At 31.0% G+C, this 24,163-nt stretch carries 26 protein-coding genes; 11 read left to right on the top strand and 15 right to left on the bottom strand.

Annotated features, from left to right (window positions below):
- Positions 1-159: 159 nt before the first annotated feature.
- A complete protein-coding gene (argS, locus tag RN605_RS06545) occupies positions 160-1,938 on the top strand; it encodes an arginine--tRNA ligase (protein WP_313323317.1) in 1,779 nt (592 codons plus the stop codon).
- Between the two features lies 1 nt (position 1,939).
- Here the strand turns inward: argS and RN605_RS06540 are convergent, their stop codons facing one another.
- From RN605_RS06540 to RN605_RS06530, 3 genes are read right to left on the bottom strand one after another with little or no spacing between them, the layout of a single operon-like run.
- Positions 1,940-4,465, bottom strand: coding sequence for a TonB-dependent receptor (locus tag RN605_RS06540; RefSeq protein WP_313323315.1), 2,526 nt, complete (start codon positions 4,463-4,465; stop codon positions 1,940-1,942).
- Positions 4,452-5,360, bottom strand: a complete 909-nt coding sequence (locus RN605_RS06535) for a FecR family protein (RefSeq protein WP_313323313.1) — start codon at positions 5,358-5,360, stop codon at positions 4,452-4,454. Before RN605_RS06535 ends, RN605_RS06540 begins: the two co-directional genes overlap by 14 nt.
- Positions 5,361-5,409: 49 nt before the next feature.
- Positions 5,410-5,931, bottom strand: coding sequence for an RNA polymerase sigma factor (locus tag RN605_RS06530; protein ID WP_313323311.1), 522 nt, complete (start codon positions 5,929-5,931; stop codon positions 5,410-5,412).
- A gap of 103 nt (positions 5,932-6,034) precedes the next feature.
- On the opposite strand from RN605_RS06530, the gene RN605_RS06525 reads away from it, so the two are divergent.
- The 4 genes from RN605_RS06525 (at position 6,035) to RN605_RS06510 (ending at position 10,082) form a co-directional block, all read left to right on the top strand.
- Positions 6,035-7,069: a hypothetical protein gene (locus RN605_RS06525; protein ID WP_313323308.1), complete on the top strand. Its 1,035-nt coding sequence runs from the start codon at positions 6,035-6,037 to the stop codon at positions 7,067-7,069.
- Positions 7,070-7,201: 132 nt separating this feature from the next.
- Complete coding sequence (locus RN605_RS06520; RefSeq protein WP_313323306.1) at positions 7,202-7,669, top strand: hypothetical protein; 468 nt, start codon at positions 7,202-7,204, stop codon at positions 7,667-7,669.
- A 132-nt stretch (positions 7,670-7,801) separates the two neighbouring features.
- Entirely contained in the window at positions 7,802-9,139 is a 1,338-nt protein-coding gene (gene ffh / locus RN605_RS06515) for a signal recognition particle protein (RefSeq protein WP_313323304.1), read from the top strand.
- A gap of 61 nt (positions 9,140-9,200) precedes the next feature.
- Positions 9,201-10,082, top strand: coding sequence for a bifunctional 5,10-methylenetetrahydrofolate dehydrogenase/5,10-methenyltetrahydrofolate cyclohydrolase (locus RN605_RS06510; protein ID WP_313323302.1), 882 nt, complete (start codon positions 9,201-9,203; stop codon positions 10,080-10,082).
- Positions 10,083-10,105: 23 nt separating this feature from the next.
- Here RN605_RS06510 and RN605_RS06505 read toward each other — a convergent pair whose 3' ends face one another.
- From RN605_RS06505 to RN605_RS06490, 4 genes are all read right to left on the bottom strand, one after another.
- A complete protein-coding gene (locus tag RN605_RS06505; RefSeq protein ID WP_313323300.1) occupies positions 10,106-10,321 on the bottom strand; it encodes a YgaP family membrane protein in 216 nt (71 codons plus the stop codon).
- 86 nt (positions 10,322-10,407) lie between these two features.
- A complete protein-coding gene (locus RN605_RS06500; RefSeq protein WP_313323298.1) occupies positions 10,408-10,866 on the bottom strand; it encodes a DUF1569 domain-containing protein in 459 nt (152 codons plus the stop codon).
- A gap of 8 nt (positions 10,867-10,874) precedes the next feature.
- Positions 10,875-11,270: a DUF1456 family protein gene (locus tag RN605_RS06495; protein ID WP_313323296.1), complete on the bottom strand. Its 396-nt coding sequence runs from the start codon at positions 11,268-11,270 to the stop codon at positions 10,875-10,877.
- 22 nt (positions 11,271-11,292) lie between these two features.
- Entirely contained in the window at positions 11,293-12,093 is an 801-nt protein-coding gene (locus tag RN605_RS06490; RefSeq protein WP_313323295.1) for an alpha/beta hydrolase, read from the bottom strand.
- A gap of 59 nt (positions 12,094-12,152) precedes the next feature.
- Here RN605_RS06490 and RN605_RS06485 point away from each other — a divergent pair, with 59 nt between their 5' ends.
- On the top strand, positions 12,153-12,554 hold the full coding sequence (locus RN605_RS06485) for an excinuclease ABC subunit B (protein ID WP_313323293.1): 402 nt from the start codon (positions 12,153-12,155) through the stop codon (positions 12,552-12,554).
- Positions 12,555-12,621: 67 nt separating this feature from the next.
- On the opposite strand, the gene RN605_RS06480 is transcribed toward RN605_RS06485, so the two are convergent.
- Genes RN605_RS06480 through RN605_RS06470 form a run of 3 tightly spaced genes read right to left on the bottom strand, consistent with a single transcriptional unit; the run spans position 12,622 to position 16,043 of the window.
- The gene (locus RN605_RS06480; RefSeq protein WP_313323291.1) at positions 12,622-14,553 is read right to left on the bottom strand and encodes a vWA domain-containing protein; all 1,932 of its coding nucleotides are present in this window, start codon (positions 14,551-14,553) and stop codon (positions 12,622-12,624) included.
- Positions 14,554-14,586: 33 nt separating this feature from the next.
- On the bottom strand, positions 14,587-15,507 hold the full coding sequence (locus RN605_RS06475) for a hypothetical protein (protein ID WP_313323290.1): 921 nt from the start codon (positions 15,505-15,507) through the stop codon (positions 14,587-14,589).
- Between the two features lie 2 nt (positions 15,508-15,509).
- Complete coding sequence (locus RN605_RS06470; RefSeq protein ID WP_394853508.1) at positions 15,510-16,043, bottom strand: RNA polymerase sigma factor; 534 nt, start codon at positions 16,041-16,043, stop codon at positions 15,510-15,512.
- A gap of 171 nt (positions 16,044-16,214) precedes the next feature.
- On the opposite strand from RN605_RS06470, the gene RN605_RS06465 reads away from it, so the two are divergent.
- The 3 genes from RN605_RS06465 to RN605_RS06455 are packed head-to-tail and all read left to right on the top strand — an operon-like array spanning position 16,215 to position 18,739.
- Positions 16,215-17,087 (top strand): PPK2 family polyphosphate kinase, encoded by an 873-nt coding sequence (locus tag RN605_RS06465; RefSeq protein WP_313323286.1) that lies wholly within the window; start codon positions 16,215-16,217, stop codon positions 17,085-17,087.
- Positions 17,088-17,122: 35 nt separating this feature from the next.
- A complete protein-coding gene (locus RN605_RS06460) occupies positions 17,123-18,496 on the top strand; it encodes an MATE family efflux transporter (RefSeq protein ID WP_313323284.1) in 1,374 nt (457 codons plus the stop codon).
- A 15-nt stretch (positions 18,497-18,511) separates the two neighbouring features.
- Complete coding sequence (locus RN605_RS06455; RefSeq protein WP_313323282.1) at positions 18,512-18,739, top strand: hypothetical protein; 228 nt, start codon at positions 18,512-18,514, stop codon at positions 18,737-18,739.
- 1 nt (position 18,740) lies between these two features.
- Here the strand turns inward: RN605_RS06455 and RN605_RS06450 are convergent, their stop codons facing one another.
- From RN605_RS06450 to RN605_RS06435, 4 genes are read right to left on the bottom strand one after another with little or no spacing between them, the layout of a single operon-like run.
- Positions 18,741-19,391, bottom strand: a complete 651-nt coding sequence (locus RN605_RS06450) for a response regulator transcription factor (protein ID WP_313323281.1) — start codon at positions 19,389-19,391, stop codon at positions 18,741-18,743.
- 50 nt (positions 19,392-19,441) lie between these two features.
- Positions 19,442-20,221 (bottom strand): sensor histidine kinase, encoded by a 780-nt coding sequence (locus tag RN605_RS06445; protein ID WP_313323279.1) that lies wholly within the window; start codon positions 20,219-20,221, stop codon positions 19,442-19,444.
- Entirely contained in the window at positions 20,197-20,850 is a 654-nt protein-coding gene (locus tag RN605_RS06440; protein ID WP_313323277.1) for a hypothetical protein, read from the bottom strand. Before RN605_RS06440 ends, RN605_RS06445 begins: the two co-directional genes overlap by 25 nt.
- A gap of 28 nt (positions 20,851-20,878) precedes the next feature.
- Positions 20,879-21,349 carry a hypothetical protein gene (locus tag RN605_RS06435; RefSeq protein ID WP_313356395.1) on the bottom strand — a complete coding sequence of 157 codons (471 nt, stop codon included), beginning with the start codon at positions 21,347-21,349 and terminating at the stop codon, positions 20,879-20,881.
- Between the two features lie 334 nt (positions 21,350-21,683).
- Between RN605_RS06435 and RN605_RS06430 the strand changes: the two genes are divergently transcribed.
- Together RN605_RS06430 and RN605_RS06425 are read left to right on the top strand one after the other, a co-directional pair.
- The gene (locus RN605_RS06430; RefSeq protein ID WP_313323274.1) at positions 21,684-21,911 is read left to right on the top strand and encodes a hypothetical protein; all 228 of its coding nucleotides are present in this window, start codon (positions 21,684-21,686) and stop codon (positions 21,909-21,911) included.
- Between the two features lie 169 nt (positions 21,912-22,080).
- Positions 22,081-22,566: a hypothetical protein gene (locus tag RN605_RS06425; RefSeq protein WP_313323272.1), complete on the top strand. Its 486-nt coding sequence runs from the start codon at positions 22,081-22,083 to the stop codon at positions 22,564-22,566.
- 479 nt (positions 22,567-23,045) lie between these two features.
- Here the strand turns inward: RN605_RS06425 and meaB are convergent, their stop codons facing one another.
- Positions 23,046-24,125: a methylmalonyl Co-A mutase-associated GTPase MeaB gene (meaB, locus tag RN605_RS06420; protein WP_313323270.1), complete on the bottom strand. Its 1,080-nt coding sequence runs from the start codon at positions 24,123-24,125 to the stop codon at positions 23,046-23,048.
- Positions 24,126-24,163: the final 38 nt, after the last annotated feature.

Genomic DNA, 24,163 nt, shown 5'->3' with positions numbered 1-24,163 from the left:
AAGTATCGTTAAAAAGCAAAATAAATCGACAAAATGCATTATTATTTATAATTAACATATAAAAAACTTACATTTTATTATTTTTAAAGTTTGGCTTTTATATTTTAAAGCTAAAAATATTTTTATTAATGATTATCTTTGCCGCTTAATTCAGTAATTATGAACCTAAGTACACTTTTATTACCGTATATAAAATCTTCTATTCAAACTATTTTTGATGTTTCAATCGAAAAGATAGAGTTTCAGAATACTAGGAAAGATTTTGAAGGCGATATAACAATGGTTATTTTTCCATTATTGAAAGTTATTAAAGGAAATCCAGTAGAAATTGGAACTAAAATTGGTAATTATTTAGTTGAAAATGTTGCTGAAATAGATAAGTTTAATGTGGTTGCAGGATTTTTAAACATTGTAATTTCTGATAATTATTATGTAAACTTTTTTAATAATATAAACCAAAATACTACTTTCGGATTTGCTTCTACAAGTGAAAATGATAAAGCTGTTATGGTTGAATATTCTTCGCCAAACACTAATAAACCTTTGCATCTTGGGCATGTTCGTAATAACCTTTTAGGATATTCGGTTGCTGAAATTATTAAAGCATCTGGTAAAAAAGTTTATAAAACACAAATTATTAACGACCGCGGAATACATATCTGTAAGTCAATGTTAGCATGGCAAAAATTAGGAAATGGTCAAACACCTGAATCTACGGGATTGAAAGGTGATAAATTGGTTGGGAATTTTTATGTTGAATTTGATAAGCAATACAAAAAAGAAATTTCAGAATTAATTTCTCAAGGAAAAACAGAAGAAGAAGCTAAAAAGCAAGCTCCAGTTATTATTGAAGCTCAACAAATGCTTTTAGATTGGGAAGCTGGAAAGCCTGAAGTTATTGAACTTTGGAAAACCATGAACCAATGGGTTTACGATGGTTTTGCACAAACCTATAAAAATCTTGGCGTTGATTTTGATTCCTATTATTATGAAAGCAATACCTATTTATTAGGAAAAGAAGTGGTTCAGTTTGGTCTTGAAAAGGGAATTTTTGAAAAAGATCCTGATGGTTCAGTTTGGATTGATTTAACCGATGAAGGTTTAGATAGAAAAATTGTTCTTCGTTCAGATGGAACAGCAGTTTACATGACACAAGACATTGGAACAGCTATTCAACGTGTAAAAGATTTTCCCGATGTTGGCGGAATGGTTTATACAGTTGGTAACGAACAAGATTATCACTTTAAAGTATTGTTTTTGATTCTGAAAAAACTAGGCTTTGATTGGGCAGAAAACTTATTCCACTTAAGTTATGGAATGGTAGAATTGCCTTCTGGAAAAATGAAATCTCGTGAAGGAACTGTTGTTGATGCTGATGATTTGATGGAAGAAATGACTTCTACTGCAAAAACAATTTCTGAAGAATTAGGAAAACTTGATGGATATTCGGAAACCGAGAAAGAACAATTATTTAAAACAATTGGACTCGGTGCTTTAAAATATTATATTTTAAAAGTTGATCCAAAAAAACAAATTCTCTTCAATCCTGAAGAATCCGTTGATTTTGCTGGAAATACTGGTCCGTTTATTCAGTATACTTATGCTCGAATCCAATCGATTTTAAGAAAAGCAGATTTTGATTTTAGTGCTAAAAGTTCACTTGAAGTTTTACACGAAAAAGAGAAAGAATTGATAAAACAACTGGAGCTTTTTCCTGAAGTGATTCAAAATGCTGCTCATAACCATAGTCCAGCTTTAGTTGCTAATTATACGTATGATTTAGTTAAAGAATACAATTCGTTTTATCAATCGGTTTCAATTTTAGGAGAAGAAAACCTTGAAAAGAAAATTTTTAGAGTACAACTTTCTAAAAAAGTAGGCGAAACAATTAAGTTAGCTTTTAGTTTACTTGGAATTGAAGTTCCTGAAAGAATGTAATTTAAAAACTTAGTTTAAAACTAAAGTTAGGCGTAAACTGCATTGAATAAGTATCAACACTTTCAATGGAATTATTGCTGCTGTTTACTCTGTAAAATCGGTTGATGCTATTTTTCGTGTTCAAAACGTTAATGATAGAAAAAGCTGTTTGTAAATTAAAATCATCATTAAAATTCCACTTTCTAGAAACCGAAAAATTCATTTGAAAATAGTCATCAAGTTTACTTCTGTTTGGTAAATCGTAAATAATATTAGGATTAGCTTCGGTTACAACCAAATTTAAAGGAGTTGTAATTGGCCTTCCGGTATGATATTTTGAACCAAGAGCAATTTTCAGATTATTCCATTCATAAATAGCAGACCAATTTATTGTATGCATGATTTCAAAATTATTTTGAAAATCTCCATTGGTTAAGGCTTCAAATGAATAATTATTTTCATTAAATGTATAATTAATCCAAGTGTAAAAGTTTCCAAAATTCTTTTGTATCAACAATTCGCTTCCAAAAACAGCGTAACTTCCAGTTGATTTTATAAATTCAAATTGGTTTTGAAATCCTTGACTGCTAGTGGTTATTCCATCAATTTCTTTATAAAAATTATCTAGATTTATTAACCAATTATTCTTTTTAAAAGTAAACCCAATTGAAACTTGTTTGCTTTTTTGAATAGGAATTGATTCATTATTGGCCAATGTCCAACGCCTTTTTTCAATGCCTAAAAAGTCTTGTTGTAAATCAATTATTTGTGAAAGCGTCTGATTTTTAAATTCTCCTAGAATTTCTAGGTTAAAATTACTGCTGATTTTTTGATTAAATTGTAATCTTGGCTCAATTAAAACTACATTAAATTTTTCAAAATAATTTCCTCTAACACCAAGTTTCAATATGCTTTTTTTATTGTTCGATTGAAATGTGCTTTCGGTAATTCCTGCATGAGAAATTAATACGTTTGTAATTTTTCTTGAAAATATTGGAAGGTTAATTTCATCAAAATTGGTAACTCCAATTTCATTTATTTGATAACCAAAACCAAGTTTGAATTTGTTTGAAACTTCATAGTTATGCTGAAGTTTTAATGCTAAATCCAACACTTTATTTTCTTGGTTTAAAGTTTGATTGCTTTCCAAAGTTTGATTTTCAGAAATCAGATTGTAATTAGAAAAACTAGAAATAATTTGTGTCGAATTTTTTTTATTCCAATTAGTTTTCCAAGACAGTGAACCTCCAAAATTTGTTTGTTTCAATTCACTTCTAGAACTATCAGTAGCCGAATATTCTTCAAAATCCAAATGATTTTTTATGGTTATTAAATCTAGATTTAATTCATTTTTTTTGCCAATTTTTTGTTGTAACTGAATTGACGCATCATAAAAATAAAAGTCAACATTGTTGTTATAATCAATAATTTGATTAGTACTTAAATCGGTGATTTCAGTATTTTGAAAAATACGTTTGCTATAATTTTTAAAAGCTGGGGAATAGAAAAAATCAGTAAATGATCTTCTTCCAGAAATGGTAATCGAAGTAGTTTTTGATAATTTTAATTTCTTATAAAACTCAGCGCTAATCATATTTGAACCAATAGTTGTAGATGGTTTTTCGTCATTTTCATTTCTTGATGATAAGATAACTAAACTAGAAACACTTTCTCCAAAAAATGCTGAACTTCCATTTTTAGTAATTGAAATGGTATGCGATAATGTAGGGTTAAATGCCGAAATTAATCCAAAAAAGTGTCCAGTTTGAAACATTCTAATATCATTCCATAGAAATAAATTTTGGTCGTGTGTTCCGCCTCGAACACTGATGTTTGAAATAGTTTCGTCTATACTTAGGATGCCAGGAATTTGCTGCATAGTTTGCAAAACATCCGGTTCAGTCAATCCGGGTAGAATTCCAAAGTTTTGTGGTTTTATAATTATCGAACCATCATTTCTTTTGTAAATACCTGTGGTTAAATATAAACCTGTTTTTACTTCTTCTAATGTTTGAATGATCGGTTTTAAATAAAAATTTGGACAATTTACAACATATAAATCTTCAGGATTTATTTCAAAATTTTCAAATCCTTGATGTTCAATTTTAATAGTATTAGATGAAATTTTTGGCAATTCAAAATATCCATTAGCGTCAGAAAAAGTACTAGTATTTGTGTTTTCTATAATTATTAAGGCATTTTCAATACCAATTTTTGTTTCATCATTAATTAAAAAACCGCACAATGGTTTGTCTAATTTTTTATCATTGGAAATGGTGTAATATTTACTTGAAATTTTATGAAAAGTGAGTTTCGTTTCGTTTGATAAATAATTTAATTTTTGTTCAAGATTTAATTCTTTTTTTGGAGAAATTAATGCAAACAGAATAATTTCATCTTCAATGTAATTGAATTTAACATCATGTTGTTTTGAAATTTCGGATAAAACTTCTTTCAATGGAATAGCCTGCTTTTCTACTTGAGCATAGGAGTAAAAAAGAGAAATTAAAATGCAAAATACACTATGAAATGTTCTATTTCTGAACATTGATTTCGGTTAAAGTAATTTTATTAGCTGTCTTTTTTGCAATTTTTAAGTGATAGGTTTTAGTTAAAATTCCTAAAGCTACATCTAGGTTATTCGATGGAATATTTCCTGAAAAAACCTGTTGGTTGTTGCTGCTGTTTAACTCAATTGTGACATTGTATTTTCGTTCAATTTCCGAAATAATATTTTTTAAATTTTCTTTATAAAATACAATTTCATCATTTATCCATTCGGGTTGATTAATATATGTATTAGGAACATCTAAGCTTTTATCGTTTTCAAAGATTGTTTTCATTCCTTTAGTTAGGATAACAATTTTGTCACGATGTGTTACTTTTACCTTTCCTTCATAGCATGTAACTTCAAAACGATTATTACGTTGTTTGACATTAAATTGAGTTCCTAAAACGGTAACTTTTCCAGCTGTTGTGTTAACTTCAAATTTTTTCCCTTTAGCAACCTTAAAAAAAGCTTCGCCTTCTAATTCTATCAATCTATTGTTTTCCCAATTCCATTTTTTATAACTTAAATTTGAGCCTGAATTTAATATTACTTCAGATTCATCAGGCAAAATCAAAGCGGTTTCTGAACCATTTTCAGCCGTGAAATTAGTATTTGATAAAAAGGTAAAACTAAAATACAACCCTAAGATAATAATAAATAGTGCAGCTATTTTAAAAATCCAATTATAATTTAGATGAACAACTTTTTGTTTTGGAGATGAAAGAATATTGGTTAAAATTTTTTGTTCATCAAAAGCTGGAGTTTCAAGTTGAGCTGAATATTTTTTAATTTTAGAAAAAATAGAAATATCATCCTCGCTGAAATCATTTTTTAATGTTTCATCTGAAGTTTCATTATTGAGCCAATCTGCTAATGGATAATTTTCCTCCATAGATTTGTCTATAAGTTACGTTTATAAAACAGTTTTGTACATTTTTACCCTACTTGAAATTTGAAAATTCTTTTCTCAGTTCAACTAAAGCTGTGTGAATTCGCTTTTCAACAGCTTTTACTGATATATTAAGTTCTTCTGCAATTTCGTTATATTTTTTTCCGTCAATTCTATTCATCAAAAATGTAGTTCTATGAATTTCGTTTAAATTTTCGATGGCTTTTAATAATTTATTTTTGAATTCTTCTTCTTCTAAAAGAAATTCAGGTGATTCATTTGTAGAACTTTTTTGAGCGTAGTTTTGAGAATATTTTAAAGCAACTTTTTCGTGCGCTTTTACATTTAACGAAGCATTATTGGCAATAGTATAAACATATGATTTTGCTTTTTCTATTGGAACATCTTTACAATTCTGCCATAATTTTATAAAAGCATCTTGAGCCAAATCTTCTGCGTGTTTTTCATTTCCAAATTTGTAAAATAAAAAATTACGCAACGACTTTATATTTTTAATAAAAAAATCAGAAAATATACTTTCTTCACAAGTATTTGAAAATGAATTGTTTTCCATTAATTTATTTGACTTTGTTATGTAAAGTTAATTTTTTTTTAAATTTTTGGTAGGGAAAAATACAAATAACTTGTTTAATAGATAAAAGCAATCAATTTAAAAAATGAAAAAATATAGTACAATACTAATATCTTTTATGCTGATAAGTATAATTGGCTGCCAAAAAGAAGAAGAAACCATCATTCAAGACGATACTCAAACTTTTACAAGCAGTTCTACTTTATCGGGTTTACTTTTAAGAACTTCTCAATTTCCAACTGCTTTTGATAATGTTTTGGATAATTCGAGTTGTTTTAGTGTTCAGCTTCCGGTTACAGTGATAGTTAATAATCAGCAAATTCTTGTTTCAAATCAATCAGATTATCAATTGGTTCAAAATGCTATCAACCAATTTTCAAACGATGATGACATTGTAAACTTTGTATATCCAATAACTATAGTTTATCAAAATTTTCAAACTCAAGTTCTTCAAAATTCAAATGATTTAGATGATGTTCTTGATGAATGTGATGAAGATGATGGTTTTGATGAAATAGATTGTATTAACATCAATTACCCGATAGTCATAAATATTTACGACAGTAACAATCAAATTGCTAATACAATAACAATCACAAGCAATTCAATGTTGTTTAATTTTCTTTCTAATACAAATTCAAGCACTTTATTGGCAGTTGTTTTTCCAATTTCAGTAACAAATTCCAATGGTCAAAATGTTGTTATAAATAATAATTCTGAACTCGAGAATTTCATTGAAGATTCTATATCAGATTGTGATGATGATTCTAACGGTGGAAGCAATAATACAACTCTAACAGAAATTTTTACATCTGGTACATGGTACATTTCATATTTTTTTGATGATGTTGATGAAACCAATTATTTTAATGGATACAATTTTACATTTAACAGTAACGGAACCTCATTGGCTGTTAAAAATTCAAATAATATAAACGGTACATGGAATATATATAATGATAGCGGAACCGAAAAAATAGTTTTGAGTTTTGATGGTTCATTGCTTGATGAAATTGAAGATGATTGGAGAATAATTGAATATACACCAACTTTAGTTAAACTAAAACATGTTAGTGGCGGAAACGGCGGAACTGATTATTTGACGTTTACAAAAAACTAAATCATGATTGAATCTAACAAAAAAAATAAAACACATTATCCTATTATCCAATTAATAATTTGGACTGTAATACTAGGATTAACCATTTATATAGTAAAACTTAAATCAAATTAATATTCTAAATTTTAAATCATGAAAAAATTATTTTTAATCCCAATGCTTTTTTGTCTTTTTATGCTAAATGTAGCATCAATGTGTTCTTCAGATGATGATTCAAGCTCATCTTCACAAGATCCAACACCAGTAATAAATGCTGCTTCACAAGGAACTTGGCGAGTAACAAGTTACATAGATTCAGGTAATGATGAAACAAATCATTTTACAGGTTATAATTTTACTTTTGGAAGTAATAACGTGTTAACTGCAACTAATGGAACAAATTCATATTCAGGAACATGGTCAGTTACTTCTTCTGATGATAGTAATGACGATAATCCAAGTAGTGATTTAGACTTTAATATTTTATTTTCTTCTCCTGCTGATTTCGCCGATTTAACAGATGATTGGGATATAGTTACTTACAGTTCTAACACCATATCGTTGATTGATGTTAGTGGAGGAAATGGAGGTACGGATATTTTAGTTTTTACTAAAAATTAATTTTTTTGTTCGTTTAATGATAGTTAGTAAAACCAGCTTTTCAAAGCTGGTTTTTTTATTGAAAATACTTTTTTCTACTTTGCAACTCTGCAACTTAAAACTTATATTTGCACTTCTTAAAAAAAGAAAATTATGTTTAATAATTTAAGCGAAAAGTTAGATAAAGCATTACACGTTTTAAAAGGTCATGGTAAAATTACAGAAGTAAACGTTGCCGAAACCTTAAAAGAAGTAAGACGTGCTTTATTGGATGCCGATGTGAATTTTAAAATTGCAAAAGATTTTACTACTCGTGTAAAAGATAAAGCAATTGGTGAAAACGTATTGACTACGTTACAACCAGGACAATTAATGGTTAAAATCGTTAAAGACGAATTAACCGAATTAATGGGTGGAGACGCAACAGGTATCAATCTTTCAGGAAATCCATCTGTGATTTTGATGTCAGGTTTACAAGGTTCAGGTAAAACTACCTTTTCTGGAAAATTAGCTAATTATTTAAAAACTAAAAAGGGTAAAAAACCACTTTTAGTAGCTTGTGATATTTATCGTCCTGCGGCAATTAATCAGTTGCATGTAGTTGGTGACCAAATTGGTGTTGAAGTTTATTCTGAACCAGAAAATAAAAATCCAGTTCAAATTGCTCAAAACGCAATCAATCATGCAAAATCTAATGGTTTTAATGTTGTAATTGTCGATACAGCAGGTCGTTTAGCTATTGATGAGCAAATGATGAACGAAATTGCTAATGTTCATGCGGCAATTAAACCACAAGAAACATTATTTGTGGTGGATTCGATGACAGGTCAAGATGCGGTCAATACAGCAAAAGCGTTTAATGATAAATTAAATTTTGACGGAGTTATTTTAACCAAATTAGATGGTGATACTCGTGGTGGAGCAGCAATTTCTATTAAATCGGTAGTTGATAAACCAATTAAATTCATCGGAACTGGTGAAAAAATGGAAGCTATTGATGTATTTTATCCTGCTCGTATGGCAGATAGAATTCTTGGAATGGGTGATGTTGTTTCCTTAGTAGAAAGAGCTCAAGAGCAATACGATGAAGAAGAAGCAAGAAAACTTCAAAAGAAAATTGCTAAAAACGAATTTGGTTTCGATGATTTCTTAACTCAAATTCAACAAGTAAAGAAAATGGGTAACATGAAAGACTTAGTTGGAATGATACCTGGTGCTGGAAAAGCTTTGAAAGATGTTGAAATTGAAGACGATGCTTTCAAACATGTTGAAGCAATCATATATTCAATGACTCCACAAGAAAGAAGTAAGCCTTCTATCATTGATATGAAAAGAAAAAACAGAATCGCGAAAGGTTCTGGAAGAAAAATTGAAGAAGTCAATCAATTGATGAAACAATTTGACCAAATGAGCAAAATGATGAAAATGATGCAAGGTTCTGGAGGAAAGAATTTAATGCGCATGATGGGCGGAATGAAAGGAATGAGATAATATAAAGACGCGAATATTCGCGTCTTATTTTTTTATAAAATATAACTACAACACACAACGAATGGAATTATTAGACGGAAAGAAAATCTCTAGTGATATCAAGAAAGAAATCACAGCTGAAGTAGATAAAATGAAAGCCAACGGCGAAAAAGTTCCTCATTTAGCGGCAGTTATTGTTGGGAATGATGGCGCAAGTTTAACTTATGTTGGTAGCAAAGTTAAAGCTTGTGAATTGGTTGGATTTGAATCTACTTTGGTAAAAATGCCAAGCACAACATCGGAAACGGAATTGCTTAAAAAAATCAAAGAGTTGAATGAAAATGATGATATTGATGGATTTATAGTGCAATTACCATTACCTGAACAAATTGATACACAAAGAGTATTAATGGCAATTGATCCAAGTAAAGATGTTGATGGTTTTCATCCTGAAAATTTCGGTAAAATGGCATTAGATATGACTACTTTTATACCAGCAACACCATTTGGAATTCTTGAATTATTGGAACGTTATAATGTTGAAACCAAAGGAAAACATACCGTTGTAATTGGTAGAAGTCACATTGTTGGTAGACCAATGAGTATCTTAATGGGAAGAAAAGGATTTCCTGGAAATTCAACTGTTACTTTAACTCATAGTTATACCAAAAATATTGCTCAAATTACAACACAAGCCGATATTATTATTACAGCACTTGGTGTTCCAAATTATCTGAAAGCCGAAATGATAAAAGATGATGCTGTAGTTATTGATGTTGGAATTACTCGTGTTCCTGATGAAAATGATCCAAGAGGTTATAAAATTACAGGTGATGTTGATTTTGAATTTGTTTCCAAAAAAGCATCTTATATAACTCCAGTTCCTGGTGGAGTTGGACCAATGACAATTGCAATGCTGCTGAAAAATACACTTTTAGCACGCGAACAGAAAAAACTAAAATAATAATCAAATAAATCCTGAATCAATCAGGATTTGTTTTTTTCATTACTACAAGTTGAAATTCCAAAAGGAACATACAAAGGACAAAAACTTACTAAGCTAGTTAAAACAAAAACTACTGCAAAAACTAGCAAAACAAGTCCTAAAGTTCCTGAAATAGTTTCGTTATAATACAAATAAGCTATTACTGCTGCAATTAATAATCTAATTAATTTATCAGCTGAACCCATGTTTTTTTTCATGATAAAACAATTTGTTGGTTAATATAAAATCAAAATTAACCTTTGAAATTAACTTTTATCATGATAAATATCACATTTCTAGATATTTATTTTTTTAAGATATCATCTATAATTTTTAGATGATGTTTTGTGTGAAGTTTTAAAAAATAGATGCTTTGCTTTAAATTAAGCACTCCAAAATATGGATGATTAAAATTGGCGTTTTTATCTAAACTATTTAATTCTGATATAATCTTTTTTGTTGTTTCAAGCTGAGAATTCAAATCATTTAAATCGATAGCTTCAAATGATTGAACTGATTTTGGAGCTTTGCCTTTTCCTCTCGGAATAAAACCTAAAGTGTAAACAAAAAGTCTAGATTTATTAAATTTCCATTTGTATTCTTCAGGATTTGAATTTTTTAAAATATTAATAATGCCAATTAATACTTTTAAACTATGGTCAATATGCCAACCAACATTGCTCTTAGAAATACTTAAATTTTCCTTTTCGTAAAATGAAATTCTAGTTTCTAAAATGGTCAAATATTGATTGAGTTCTTTCATTTGCGAAACTATTTCTTTTTCCCGTTTTTGTAATTTACTTTTTCAATTACTGGTGTTTTTGGAGTTTGTTTTTTTGGAATAGGTTTCTTTTTCGGGAATACAGTTTTTGGTTTTTCGTCTATTTTTTTATTGTTATCAGTATTTGATTTATGACTTTTAATTACTTCTTGTGGATTCTTTGGATTTTCTTTTGTTCCACGAAGGTGAATAACCAATCCATTCAAAAAATTACGTAACACTTGATCACCACATTCCATATATTTTGGATGTTTTTCATCTCGAAAAAAATTACCAAGTTCACCTTTTGACATTCTGAAATCAACCAATTGAAGAATTTCGACAATTTGGTCATCGCGCAATTGAAGTGCTACTCTTAGTTTTTTGAATATATCGTTATTTGTCATTTTTTATGAAATATTGGTGTGTTTAGAATAACCAAAGGTAAGCCTTTTTAAAATTTTCGCGCCATAATTTTTCGTTATGTTGTCCGCCTTTTACAATAACTTTTTTGTTTTTCTTTTTGCATTCACAACGTTTAGTATTCACCCATTTTTCTACATTTCCCATATCTCGAATCACATCATCATCGCCTTCATTGTCACCGCAAAGGAAATAGATTTTAGTATCAAAATCTTTAGTTTTTTCCATTAAAGCATTCAATTCATTTCGACAAAACCAAAATGATGGAGAAAAACAACCTACTTTTCCAAACACATTGGGATATTTTAAAGCTGCATAAAAAGAAACTAAACCACCTAAAGAACTTCCAAAAATAGCTGTGTTTTTGGCATTCGTTTTAGTTCTGTAAATACTATCGATTTTAGGTTTTAAAGTATTTACTATGAAATCTAAATATGCATCAGCATTTCCGCCGTTATACTTTGGATGTTTACATGGCGTTAGTTCATCAATACGTTTTTCGCCTCCATGTTCTATTCCAATAACAATTACTTGCGCATTAATTGAATCTAATGTTTCGTCTACATTCCATTCTCCAATGTATGAAGTTTTTGCATCAAAAATATTTTGAGCATCATGCATATAAATTACTGGATATTTTTTGGAAGAATTAGCATAGTTTTCAGGTAAATTAACCCAAATTTTCTTTGTTGTATTGAGTTGTTTTGCTTCAATTGTGAAGGTTGAAACGTTTTTTGAAGCTGTACTTTCTTGAGAAAATCCAACAAACATATTTAAAAGCAACAGTAAGAGTAAATTCTTTTTCAAGGTATTTGTTTTACTTTTTTAACAAAAAATTATATTTTAGCTAAACTTAAAATTTAAAGATGGAAAATTACGAAGAAAAATTAGCACTATTATCAGAGATGATTTCTTTTTCTGTTGTCGACGGTCAATTGCATAAAAGAGAATATCTTTTTTTAACGATGATTGCTGAAGAATTAGAAATATCGAAAGAAGATTTAAATTCTTTGTTCCATCAAGAAAACAATTCAGTAGTTATAAAGTCTGAATTTGAAAGAATTCAACAGTTTTACCGTTTGGCATTGTTAATGCATTGTGATGGCGTTTTACACGAACGAGAAACTATCAAAATTCATGAAATAGGAATTAATATGGGTTTAAATCCGCATGCTATAAAACGTGTTTTGAAAGCGATGGAACAATCACCAAATAAAATGATTTCTCCTGAATTTTTATTAGAAGTTTTTCAGGAACAGTTGAACTAAAAAAACCTAACAAGCTGTTACACTCATTAGGTTTTCCACTTTAAAACACCCAACTATGAATAAACCTTTAATTTTTAGAAGCAATAAACGTATTTCCGCCTTCAATCAATCTAATGAATTCGGCTTTGTAGCCTTCATCATCGTTAGCTAAACCTTCTTTTGCTAGTTTTTTGATATCGGTTAATGATTTGTTTTTAACCAATTTTGAATCTCTAAGATTTAATCCAAACCATGCCACAGCAGCCGTAAACTTAAAATCATCTGATACATTGTTTAAAGCTTTTGAACTCGAAGCAATAGTATTAATCATTTCGATGCTTTTGTCACCATCAGGTTTTTTATAACGGAATTTGATAGTTGCCAGTTCGTTTTGATAATTGTTGCCTTTGTTTTCTACTTTAGAATATTTGGTAGCTTCCATCGGTTGAAAGTAGTCACATTTTACATTCACAGGAATAATTTCGTATAATGCCGTTACGGTATGTCCGCTACCCAATTCGCCCGCGTCAATTTCGTCATTCTTAAAGTCTTCTGGACGCAGTTTTCTGTTTTCATAACCAATTAATCGATATGCCTGAACAAACGCTGGGTTAAACTCAATTTGAATTTTCACATCTTTAGCAATGGCAAACATTGAACCTTTAAACTCTTTGCCCAAGAAACGATTCGCTTCCTGAATGTTATCAATATAAGCATAGTTTCCGTTGCCTTTGTTGGCCAAAGTTTCCATTTTACTGTCTTTATAATTCCCCATTCCAAACCCCAAACAAGTTAAAAACACTCCCGATTTGCGTTCTTCTTCAATCAAACGTTGCATGTCATTATCAGAAGATGCACCCACGTTAAAATCGCCATCAGTAGCCAATACAACGCGGTTGTTTCCACCTTTGATGAAATGTTCTTTTGCGGTTTTATAAGCCAGCATAATGCCTGCGCCACCAGCAGTGCTTCCACCAGACTGTAATTTGTCTAACGCATCAATAATTGTCATCTTTTTATCGCCCGAAGTAGGAGGTAAAACTAATCCTGCTGCACCAGCATAAACCACTATGGCTACTTTATCATCAGCACGTAATTGGTTTACCAATACTTTCATTGATTCTTTCAACAAAGGCAATTTATTAGCCGAACTCATGGAACCCGAAACATCAATTAAGAATACTAAGTTTGAAGCAGGTAGTTTAGAATCGTCAATGTTTTTGCCTTGCAACCCAATGCGAACTAATTTGTTACTAGAATTCCATGGGCAATCACTATATTCAGAATTGATTGAAAAAGGATGCTCGTCTTTTGGTTGTGGATATTTATATTTGAAGAAGTTCATCATTTCTTCAATACGCACTGCGTCTTTTGGTACTTTTTGTCCGTTGTTGATAAAACGACGAATGTTGGTATAAGAAGCGTTATCGACATCGATAGAAAAAGTAGAAAGAGGCGAAGTTCTAGGGCTTTCAAAAACGTTTTCTACGAATACACCATAATCTTCATCACTTTCATTTATAATAACAGTATCATTTTTAGAAGGATAAATTGGATTGTGACTTTTGTCCTCTTGTTTTAAAGTCGCATAACCTCTGATTTGAATGCTTGAATTGGTTGTTCCAACTTGAATTCCAGCTACCTTTCCATTCAGAGGTTTTGAAACAGAGCCAGTATAAGATTCTTTTGTTTTTATGTCATAGGAAGTAACCACAACTTCTTGCAGCGTTTGTACTCCGTTTAATTCTACATTAATTTTAGAACTATTGCCGATTTTAACGGATTTAGAATTGTAGCCTACATAACTAAATACCAGAGTTTCGCCTTTTGTAGCTTTGATGGAATACTTTCCGTCAAAGTCGGTTTGAGTGCCACGAGTGGTACCTTTGACTACGATTGTTGCACCAGGTAATGGACCTAAATTATCAGAAACTATTCCGGTAATGGTTTTTTGTTGTGCCAAACTAACGATACAAAAAAGCATAGTTATGGCTAATGAAAATGTTTTGAAATTTTTCATGACGTTGATTTTTAAAATGTTAGTACTGATTTGCTACTTTTTGGCAGCGGGTTTACCATCTTTGGTAGTGATGATGACGACACCTTTTTTGCCTTTGTCACCATAAATTGAAGTCGCTTTTTCGTTCTGCAGTATCGAGAGCGATTCAATGTTTTGTTTGTTAAGTGGCGCATAAGGACTCGTTGGATTTGGACCAAAGAGTTCAACTTCGGTATATTCAACACCATTAATGATGTATAGTGGATCGGGTAATACTAGGATATTATCTATTTCACCTGCATCTAATTTTCCAACGGTTTGTTGGTCGGAAACTTTATTGTCAATTACTAGCAAAGGTTCTTCTTTTTTCTCTACTTGTTTGGAATCATTAGACTGTACTGTTTCTGCATTGAAGTATCCTTCGCTACGTCTTACACCACGGGCATTGTCTTTTTGTTTGGTATAACCATTGGCAACTAAAGAAGCTGCAGCTGGTTTTTGAAGTTCAAGAGCATCACTTTCTATTTGAGATTCTTTTGCAGCAACCGCCATTTTTGGAACTAAACTTTTAATAGTGTCCTGCATAACAATGTTGTTAGTTGTGCCAATTTGCTCTTCTAAAATCATTTCGGCATTTGGTTTAATAACCGGATTGCTTTTTTCTTCTGCTGAAACTATGGCTTCGTTTGAAACACTATCGGTAACGGTTTTAAGAGTATCAACAGCAACCATTTCATTAGTAGGCGAAATAACAGTTTTATCCTCTTTCAAGAATTGATAACCCAGCGTTGCCACCAATAGGAGCGAAGCTGCTACAGCCAATTTCTTCCACAATTTGGTTTCTTTGGTAAGTTGTTTGTTGTCGAGTTTACTTTCCACACGATTCCAAACACTTTCCATAGCTGGAAACTCTTTAGTTTCTGCATTTTCAGCCGCCGATTTGAATTGTTCGAATATGTCGTCTTTGTGGTCCATTCTTACTTTGCGTTTTGATAATAGAACTTGTTGATGAGTTCTTTTAATTTTGTTTTGGCAACATTCAACTGCGATTTTGATGTGCCTTCCGATATTTGAAGCATAGCTGCTATTTCTTTGTGTCCGTAGCCTTCAATTACAAAAAGGTTGAAAATGGTTTTGCATCCTTCGGGAATTAAGTCTAAGAGCTTTAATAAATCTTCTTCTTCCAGTTGTGTTGCGGCAACCGTTTCAGGATGCAGATAAACCGATGTGTCTTCGAGATAGAGATTAAAGTTTACATTCCTTTTTAATTGTAGTAAACATTGGTTTACTGTTATCTTTCGTGCCCAAGCTTCAAAGGCATAGTTTTCTTTTAATTGTTCTATTTTAGTAAATACTGTATAAAAGGCATCAGCTAATACTTCTTCTATTTCTTCTTCTTTCTTCAAATAGCGTTTGCAGGTTCTGTATAGCTTTGGTGCCAGGTATTCATAGACCTGTCTTTGCGCATCGCGCTGTTTTTTTCTGCATCCTTGTATTTGAAAATCGTTAATCACAAAAGGTGTTTTTTATATAGAGCACAATTTAATAGAAAAGGTTGGGAAGGAAATGAAATTTTTTTTTAAAAAGTAAATTTAATGAATTCATTTTTTACCATAGCTACGATTCAGCAATAGCTTAAGTTGAAATTTTTCCATAAGTTTACAATTATAAAAATTCAAACTATGCAACATATTAATCCAGATGATTTTAAAGTAACCACTAAAATAAAATTAAACGAAATCCCAACGGAATTAGATATTGACACTTCAAAAAAAGAAGAAGAAACAGCATTAGATGAAGTGCAAATAAAATTGAGTAAAAAACAAGATGCGATGTATGCTCATAATCGTTATGCTTTTCTGATTTGTTTGCAAGGAATGGATACCAGTGGAAAAGATAGTTTGATAAGAGAAGTATTTAAGGAGTTTAATCCTCGTGGAGTAGTGGTTCATAGTTTTAAAACACCAACTTCTAATGAATTGGAACACGATTATCTTTGGCGTCATTACATCGCTTTACCCGAAAAAGGAAAGTTTGCGGTTTTTAACCGAACTCATTATGAAAATGTATTGGTAACACGTGTTCATCCTGAATATATTATGTTTGAAAATCTTCCAGGTGTCGAAAAAGTAGAAGATATTACACCACAGTTTTGGGAAAACAGAATGGATCAAATAAAAAACTTTGAAAAACATATTTCTCAAAACGGAACTAAAATCTTAAAGTTCTATCTTCACATGAGTAAAGAAGAACAACGCAAACGATTATTAAAACGATTAGAAACACCAGAAGACAATTGGAAGTTTTCTACAGGCGATTTAAAAGAGCGTGAACGTTGGGATGATTATATGAAATACTATGAAGAAGCAATTAACAAAACGTCAACTGATTATGCACCTTGGTATATTATCCCCGCAGATGATAAAGGTGTTGCTAGATACATAGTAGCAAAGACAATTTGGCAAGAACTCAATAAACTTAAAGACATAATAGAGCCACAACTTGATGAAAAAGTGAAAGCTAACTTTGATGTATACAAAAAGCAGTTAGAATAAAATTTCAATTACCTTTGCCATCGAAAAATTGCTAAGTGAAATTAACTAATTATACAAAAGAGTTTAGATACAATATGAAACTAGCGTATCCAATTATTTTAGGAATGATTGGTCATACAGTTGTTAGTATTGTAGATAATATTATGGTTGGGAAATTAGGTCCAACTGAATTGGCAGCAGTTTCATTAGGAAACAGTTTTGTGTTTATTGCCATGTCTTTAGGAATTGGTTTTTCAACAGCAATTACACCACTTGTTGCTGAAGCCGATGGTAAAAAAAGCATCGAAGAAGGCAGATTGGCTTTTCATCATGGTTTGTATTTGTGTACCATTTTAGGTAGTGTTTTGTTTGCTTTAATCTACTTCTGCAAACCATTAATTGCTTATATGGGTCAATCAGAAGAAGTAGTTGAGTTGGCAAAACCTTATTTAGACATTGTTGGTTTTTCATTAATTCCTTTGATTATGTATCAAGCCTACAAGCAATTTGCTGACGGTTTGAGTGAAACCAAATATTCAATGTGGGCTACTATTTTGGCCAATGTTGTCAATGTAGTTCTAAATTATCTATTAATTTATGGAATTTGGTTTTTTCCTAAACTTGGAATAGTCGGAGCAGCAATAGGTACTATTGCATCAAGAATTGTGATGCTCATATTTATGCATTACATGATGAATACTAAAACTAAATTTCATCCCTACTTTAAAGGATTTACGCTAAAAGAAATAAAAAAGGAAATCAATATAAAAATCATCCGATTAGGAACTCCATCAGCGATGCAAATGTTATTTGAAGTCGTTTTATTTACGGCAGCAATATGGCTTTGTGGAATTATTGGAGTAACCAGTCAAGCGGCAAATCAGGTTGCTTTGAGTGTAGCTTCATTAACTTTTATGTTTGCTATGGGTTTAAGTGTTACGGCAATGATTAGAGTTGGAAATCAAAAAGGGAAGTCTGATTTTATTGCATTAAGAAGAATAGCGTTTTCTATTTTTTTACTAGCCGTTTTGCTTGAAATAGTTTTTGCACTGCTATTTATTGTTTTCCATGAATATATTCCAAAAGTGTTTGTAAAAAACAATGATGTTATCCATTTAGTTGAAAATGCCGAAGTGGTTTCTATCGCTGCCAAGTTACTTTTGGTAGCTGCTGTTTTTCAAATTTCAGATGGATTGCAGGTTGTAGTTCTTGGAGCATTACGAGGATTACAAGATGTAAAAATACCAATGTATATTACTTTTGTTGCCTACTGGGTTATTGGTTTTCCTGTTTCATTTTATTTAGGACTTTACACAGAATTAAAAGCAGTTGGAGTTTGGATTGGATTGCTTTCAGGATTATCTGCTGCCGCATTATTTTTGTATCTTCGCTTTAATTATTTGACCAAAAAACTAATCACTAATTACTAATCACTATTTACTGAAATGCAATTACCAAAATTTGTTTTAGCTGATAACTCCGAATTTCCAGAAGATATTTTTGTTATCCATTTAGATTTTCCTCGCTTTATTATTAATTTAAAAGATGATGAGGTAGAATTTTTAGAAGATTTAGAAGGCGAAGATGAAACTGAACTTGAAAGTGAGATGGAACATTTAATCACACTAGCAGGTGAGTTTTATGACAAAGAAATGGAACAATACGAAGAATAATTTAAAGGACAATCAAGCCACTTTTAATTGCATAAACGGCTAATCCTATTCTGGTTTTCATTTGGAGTTTTTCACAAACACTATCTCTATAGTTTTCAACAGTTCTTGCGCTGCAACTCATTAATTCACCTATTTCTTTATAGCTTAACTCAGTAGCTACATATTTCAGGAATTCCAATTCTCTTTCAGTAAGTGAGGAATCAATTTTTTTAGATGGTTCGGTTTTTTGACCTATGCTATTAAATATTTTATTGGCGGCCCATTCAGGATAATAAAATCCATTTTTTACCATAGTTAACAATGCTGTTTCTAAATCTGCAGGATAAGTGTTTTTTAAAAGATATCCTTTAGCACCGTTTTTGACCATTTTAATTACACTTTGATCTTCATTTTGCATGCTTAATGCCATGATATAAACATCAGGATGATTTTCAGTCAGCCATTTTGCAGTTTCAAAACCATTCATTATTGGCATACTAACATCAAGAAGAACAATTTTTGGATGATTGTTTTTATCAAGAAATTTTTCTTGAAGTTCTTTGCCATTTTCGCATTCATAAAGCACTTCAAAATCATTGAAGGTGGATATAATGCCACTAAGCGCTTTTGCAATTAGTGTGTGGTCATCAACAATTGCAATAGAATATTTCATAAATACAAATAGGTTAGCAAAAGCTAAAGTACTATTTTATTTAATAAAATTTAAATAGTTATAGGTAATTTTATTATAATTTTTGTTCCGTTACTATCGCTTGATAAAGAAAATTCTCCGCCAATTATTTCACTTCTTTTTTTCATGTTTTTTAAACCAATTCCTTCTGATTTAGTATCATTAATATTAAAACCAGTTCCGTTATCTGAAAGTGAAAGTGTAATTGATTCATTTTCATAGCTTAAGGTAATTGTGATTAAGCTACAATTTGCATATTTCAAAGAATTTTGAATAAACTCTTGACATATTCTTATCAAAACACTTTTAGCATGATAATCAACAGATTTATAATTTCCTTCATTATCAATGACTAATTGAGAATCAATTATCGAATTGATTTTGCTAATTTCTTTTTTCAATAATTCAGGTAACGAGTTGTTTTCTATAGAATCATCGCTCAAAGATTTTGATAATTGTCTTAAATCATTCAAAGAATCATTTAATATTGAATTGACATTGTTCATGCTTTCGTCCTCTGCTGGAATTTTATTAGTATAGATTAATTGTTGGATGTACAAACTTGCTAAAGTTAACTTTTGACCAACATTATCATGTATTTCTCTACCTATTTCCTGCATGGTTCTTTTTTGCATTTCAATTTGAGTAGCAAAAAGTTCTTTTTGATGACGGTCTTTTTCGGCTTGTAGTAGTACTTCATTTTCTTTTTTCTTCCTATTATATTGCCACATATAGGATATGATAGCCACCATAAAAAGAATAAAAAATAAATTAAAAACTAATACTATTAATATGTATTCGGTTTGCTCCATATGAATGCTAAGGTAAAAAGGATATACATAAAATTATTAACAATTAGAAAGAACAGATAATAGTTCATTCTTAAATCTAAATCTTTAATTATTATTCCATAAAAGGAAAAAAAAGGCAACGTTCCAATGTATAATATACTTACGCCTAGATTAATATAAAACATCATGTTTTCTTTGAATTTTATTATATCATCAGATTTGATTTGTTTCATATATTCTAAAAAAACTAATATGCCTAATAGAAATGCACCAATGACATAATTGAATGAATAAAAAGAACTGATTTCCTTTTTAATAAAGGAATGCATTGCAAAAGAAAGCAAGTATAGAAAGCTAAAAACCCAAAAAAGATTTTTCTTCTTTAATGATTTATAGGCATATAACCAGAAAAAAAACATAAATTCAATTGGTATGATCAAGTAGCTACCAAAATAATTGTTGTATTCTTCGAAATATTCAATTATTACATGTAATTGAAAGAATCCTAAAAGAGAAATTAAACCTAGATAATAAATGAACCATTTCCAATAGGAATCTTTAAATTTTTTGAAGTAATAAATGCCTGCTACAAATGAAATTAACTCAATGTAAATTAATGAATAAGCCAAAAATACAACCAGATTTACCATTTGATTTAAATATCATTATTATAAATAATTAAAACCATTCACCTGTTGTTGAAAAAGGAGGAGTCAAAAATCCATGATTCTCCGCCATAATAGCAATTCCAGTTCCAGTTGGTTTTGTGCCATCATAAGTGTTTACATCTGATGGATCAAAATCAAAATTTTCACCATCTATTTCATTGGTAGGTAACGCTATAACGGTATGTAATTTTTCATAATCTTTTGGAACAGTATCCAAATCTGGATTCCAATCTTCCTCTGTTGGATAGGCAGCATAATAAATACGAAGACCTAAATTGCCAACTGGTTTTTCAGGATGACTAGCTATTTCAGTTTCAATTTCGGTTATAAAATCCTTTAGTTCATCTAAAGAAAACCAAACCGAGTGCGCATCAAAAGCCATTGGCCAAGTTTTTGAATCTTCTATTGATTTTAGTTGACGTGTTCTATAATTTTTAATCATTTCGGCAACTAGTTCCATGTTTAAGGTGTGTTTAGGCATGTGTTTTATTATTGGTTAGTGAAGTAAATTTAATCAAAACAAAGTAACAGAAGTTATGTTTATAAAAAAAGGGGGATTTCCCCCTAAAAAAATAGGGGGAAATCCCCCTTAAAATAGGGGGAAATCCCCCTTTTTTTTTTCATTTCAATGTTAGAACTTTGTTTCATCATAAAGTTTTGAGGCAATGTAAACTGATTGATAGAGATTTTTAAAAGACCTGAATTATTGGGTTAGTTGTTTTAAACCTGCTCTTAATTAATTTTTTTGTGGTATTGATTAATAATACTAGAGCAGGTTTTTTTTAAAAATAGTAGTAATTAAAAAATATCAAATTATGAGAGTAGATGTTATCAACGAAAGATGCAGTTTAATGTATGTAAACGAAGTCATTTTTGAAATTACCCCAAAAATCCGCAAAACTATTATACAGGTAATTTCAGAAGAATGTCCCGAAATACCAAGAATTAGAATTGCTTCAATTCTTGATAGAGAGATAAAAAGAACAACTACACCAGTAGTTAGACGAAATTTTTTAGCAACTATTAACTATTCACTACGATAATTATGAACTATTTTATGATAAACTCCACAAAAAAAGCCAAAAGCATTATTACAGCACTAGTAATTGTTGCATTAGCAATAATAGCCTGCGAGCTATATATTGTTTTTAAACTATAAACCAGGAAGCCGAAAAGGGAACATAGAGTAGGCCAATTTTTAAAATATCTATTATGCCATTCAACAATTTAGGCAATCGTCATTTTGATGATACCGACAAAGAAAATGTAAACAATGCGCTGGTTAGTTTAGAAAGCGCACTAGTTGATAAACTAGCCGTTCTGTCTCCCGAAGAACGCCAAAAATTTGGAAGCGTTAACGAGCAAAACAAGCTGATAATTAATAAAGTAAAAGAGTATAACGATAGTCAACCATCCTTAAGCAGCCCAGATATTGAATGGGGAGAGTTTAACAAAGACCACGATACTCGTATATTTCTTCAAAAAACCATTCTAAGAATGCTAGGATTAATTAACGGATTAGAAAACGCTAAAATTCTACACGATTATGATAACTATTCTGCCGCTTTGATGGATTATGATTATGCAAAATACAAATTAGGAACTCAATCAATAGGTTTTCAAACAAAAGTTGACGAGCTAAGTCAATTTTTTGGAGGCGGAAGACCACCAGCAAACCCAACACCAGCCGAAGAATAGGCATAAACCCCATAAAACACGTTTGGAACCCGGATAAACTACGTTTATTAATGTATTTAATTAGGTTCCAAACTATGTTTTATACGTTACACAACCCCAATAACTAGGTTCGAAACCTAATTAAACTACGTCTTTAACCCCATTAACTAGGTTGTTAACCCCAAAAACTAGGTTCGAAACCTAATTAAACTACGTCTTTAACCCCATTAACTAGGTTGTTAACCCCAAAAACTAGGTTCGAAACCTAATTAAACTACGTCTTTAACCCCATTAATTAGGTTATATAACCCCAAAAACTAGGTTAAGAACCTAGTTAAACTAGGTAATTAACGCCAAAAACTAGGTTGTATAACCTATTTTATTATGTTTAGAACCAGCTAAAACCTGGTTAATAACCTGGTAAACCTGGTTCAGAACCTAGTTAAACTAGATTTTCAACGTAAATAACTAGGTTTTTTTAAAAGATTTTTTAAAAAAAATTACTCGAAATACTTCTTCAACAACTCCTGCGCCGCAGCAAATGGCGATATTTGATTAGTTGCTACTTGGGTTTTATAATTTTCTAATGAAGAAGCAATGGATGGATTGGTATAAAAATGGTTTTTCAACTGCTCGTTGATAGTTTCGAGCATCCAGTATTGGTTTTGGTTTTGGCGTTTAGCGTTAAAATAATCATTGTTTTTAACAAGTTCTAAATACTCAGCAATGATGTTCCAAACACTGTCGATACCCGTTTTTTCATAAGCACTACAAGTGGTAACTTTTGGAATCCAACCACTATTTTTAGCAGGAAACAAATGTAACGCTCGGTTAAATTCAGTCTTGGCGAGTTTGGCTTTAGCCACATTGTCGCCATCGGCTTTGTTAATTACAATAGTATCGGCCATTTCCATGATACCACGTTTAATGCCTTGCAGTTCATCGCCAGCACCTGCAATTTTAAGCAGTAAAAAGAAATCGACCATGCTGTGAACAGCCGTTTCACTTTGACCAACGCCAACGGTTTCAATAATAATCGTATCAAAACCTGCCGCCTCGCAAAGAATAATGGTTTCTCGGGTTTTTCGCGCTACGCCACCAAGTGTTTCTCCCGATGCCGACGGACGGATAAAAGCGTTTTCGTCTTTCACCAGTTCTTCCATGCGGGTTTTATCGCCCAATATACTCCCGTGACTGATGGTAGAACTTGGGTCAACCGCAAGTACCGCAACTTTCTTTCCAATGGAAGTTAAATAAGTTCCAAAAGCTTCAATAAAAGTGCTTTTTCCAACGCCAGGAACACCAGTAATACCAATGCGAACCGATTGGTTAGCATATGGCAAACAACCATTAATTATTTCGTTGGCTTTTTCAAAATGTTCAGGATTGGTGCTTTCAATTAAAGTAATGGCTCGGCTCAAAGCTATTTTGTCATGCTGTAAAATCCCTGAAATCAATTCGTTAACGCTGGGTTGTACTTTACGTTTGGCAACAATTTTTTGCAAAGAAGAAGTGCTGATGCTTTCCGGTTGAGGAATACCATCGTTTTCTTTGAGTGCGCTTTTTTTGTTCGATTTCAACGGAAAATGCTTTTGGTAAAAATACAACTTTTTGCAGA

This window comes from Flavobacterium sp. PMTSA4, from assembly GCF_032098525.1.
Lineage (GTDB): Bacteria > Bacteroidota > Bacteroidia > Flavobacteriales > Flavobacteriaceae > Flavobacterium > Flavobacterium capsici.
The sequence above is the reverse complement of the archived record's forward strand: the minus strand, read 5'-3'. Positions and strand labels throughout refer to the sequence as shown.

Excerpts from the sequence above, each read along its gene's own strand:
- argS (WP_313323317.1), top strand. The coding sequence starts at position 160 with ATGAACCTAAGTACACTTTTATTACCGTATATAAAATCTTCTATTCAA.
- RN605_RS06540 (WP_313323315.1), bottom strand. The coding sequence starts at position 4,465 with ATGTTCAGAAATAGAACATTTCATAGTGTATTTTGCATTTTAATTTCT.
- RN605_RS06535 (WP_313323313.1), bottom strand. The coding sequence starts at position 5,360 with ATGGAGGAAAATTATCCATTAGCAGATTGGCTCAATAATGAAACTTCA.
- RN605_RS06530 (WP_313323311.1), bottom strand. The coding sequence starts at position 5,931 with ATGGAAAACAATTCATTTTCAAATACTTGTGAAGAAAGTATATTTTCT.
- RN605_RS06525 (WP_313323308.1), top strand. The coding sequence starts at position 6,035 with ATGAAAAAATATAGTACAATACTAATATCTTTTATGCTGATAAGTATA.
- RN605_RS06520 (WP_313323306.1), top strand. The coding sequence starts at position 7,202 with ATGAAAAAATTATTTTTAATCCCAATGCTTTTTTGTCTTTTTATGCTA.
- ffh (WP_313323304.1), top strand. The coding sequence starts at position 7,802 with ATGTTTAATAATTTAAGCGAAAAGTTAGATAAAGCATTACACGTTTTA.
- RN605_RS06510 (WP_313323302.1), top strand. The coding sequence starts at position 9,201 with ATGGAATTATTAGACGGAAAGAAAATCTCTAGTGATATCAAGAAAGAA.
- RN605_RS06505 (WP_313323300.1), bottom strand. The coding sequence starts at position 10,321 with ATGAAAAAAAACATGGGTTCAGCTGATAAATTAATTAGATTATTAATT.
- RN605_RS06500 (WP_313323298.1), bottom strand. The coding sequence starts at position 10,866 with ATGAAAGAACTCAATCAATATTTGACCATTTTAGAAACTAGAATTTCA.
- RN605_RS06495 (WP_313323296.1), bottom strand. The coding sequence starts at position 11,270 with ATGACAAATAACGATATATTCAAAAAACTAAGAGTAGCACTTCAATTG.
- RN605_RS06485 (WP_313323293.1), top strand. The coding sequence starts at position 12,153 with ATGGAAAATTACGAAGAAAAATTAGCACTATTATCAGAGATGATTTCT.
- RN605_RS06480 (WP_313323291.1), bottom strand. The coding sequence starts at position 14,553 with ATGAAAAATTTCAAAACATTTTCATTAGCCATAACTATGCTTTTTTGT.
- RN605_RS06475 (WP_313323290.1), bottom strand. The coding sequence starts at position 15,507 with ATGGACCACAAAGACGACATATTCGAACAATTCAAATCGGCGGCTGAA.
- RN605_RS06465 (WP_313323286.1), top strand. The coding sequence starts at position 16,215 with ATGCAACATATTAATCCAGATGATTTTAAAGTAACCACTAAAATAAAA.
- RN605_RS06455 (WP_313323282.1), top strand. The coding sequence starts at position 18,512 with ATGCAATTACCAAAATTTGTTTTAGCTGATAACTCCGAATTTCCAGAA.
- RN605_RS06450 (WP_313323281.1), bottom strand. The coding sequence starts at position 19,391 with ATGAAATATTCTATTGCAATTGTTGATGACCACACACTAATTGCAAAA.
- RN605_RS06445 (WP_313323279.1), bottom strand. The coding sequence starts at position 20,221 with ATGGAGCAAACCGAATACATATTAATAGTATTAGTTTTTAATTTATTT.
- RN605_RS06440 (WP_313323277.1), bottom strand. The coding sequence starts at position 20,850 with ATGGTAAATCTGGTTGTATTTTTGGCTTATTCATTAATTTACATTGAG.
- RN605_RS06435 (WP_313356395.1), bottom strand. The coding sequence starts at position 21,349 with ATGCCTAAACACACCTTAAACATGGAACTAGTTGCCGAAATGATTAAA.
- RN605_RS06430 (WP_313323274.1), top strand. The coding sequence starts at position 21,684 with ATGAGAGTAGATGTTATCAACGAAAGATGCAGTTTAATGTATGTAAAC.
- RN605_RS06425 (WP_313323272.1), top strand. The coding sequence starts at position 22,081 with ATGCCATTCAACAATTTAGGCAATCGTCATTTTGATGATACCGACAAA.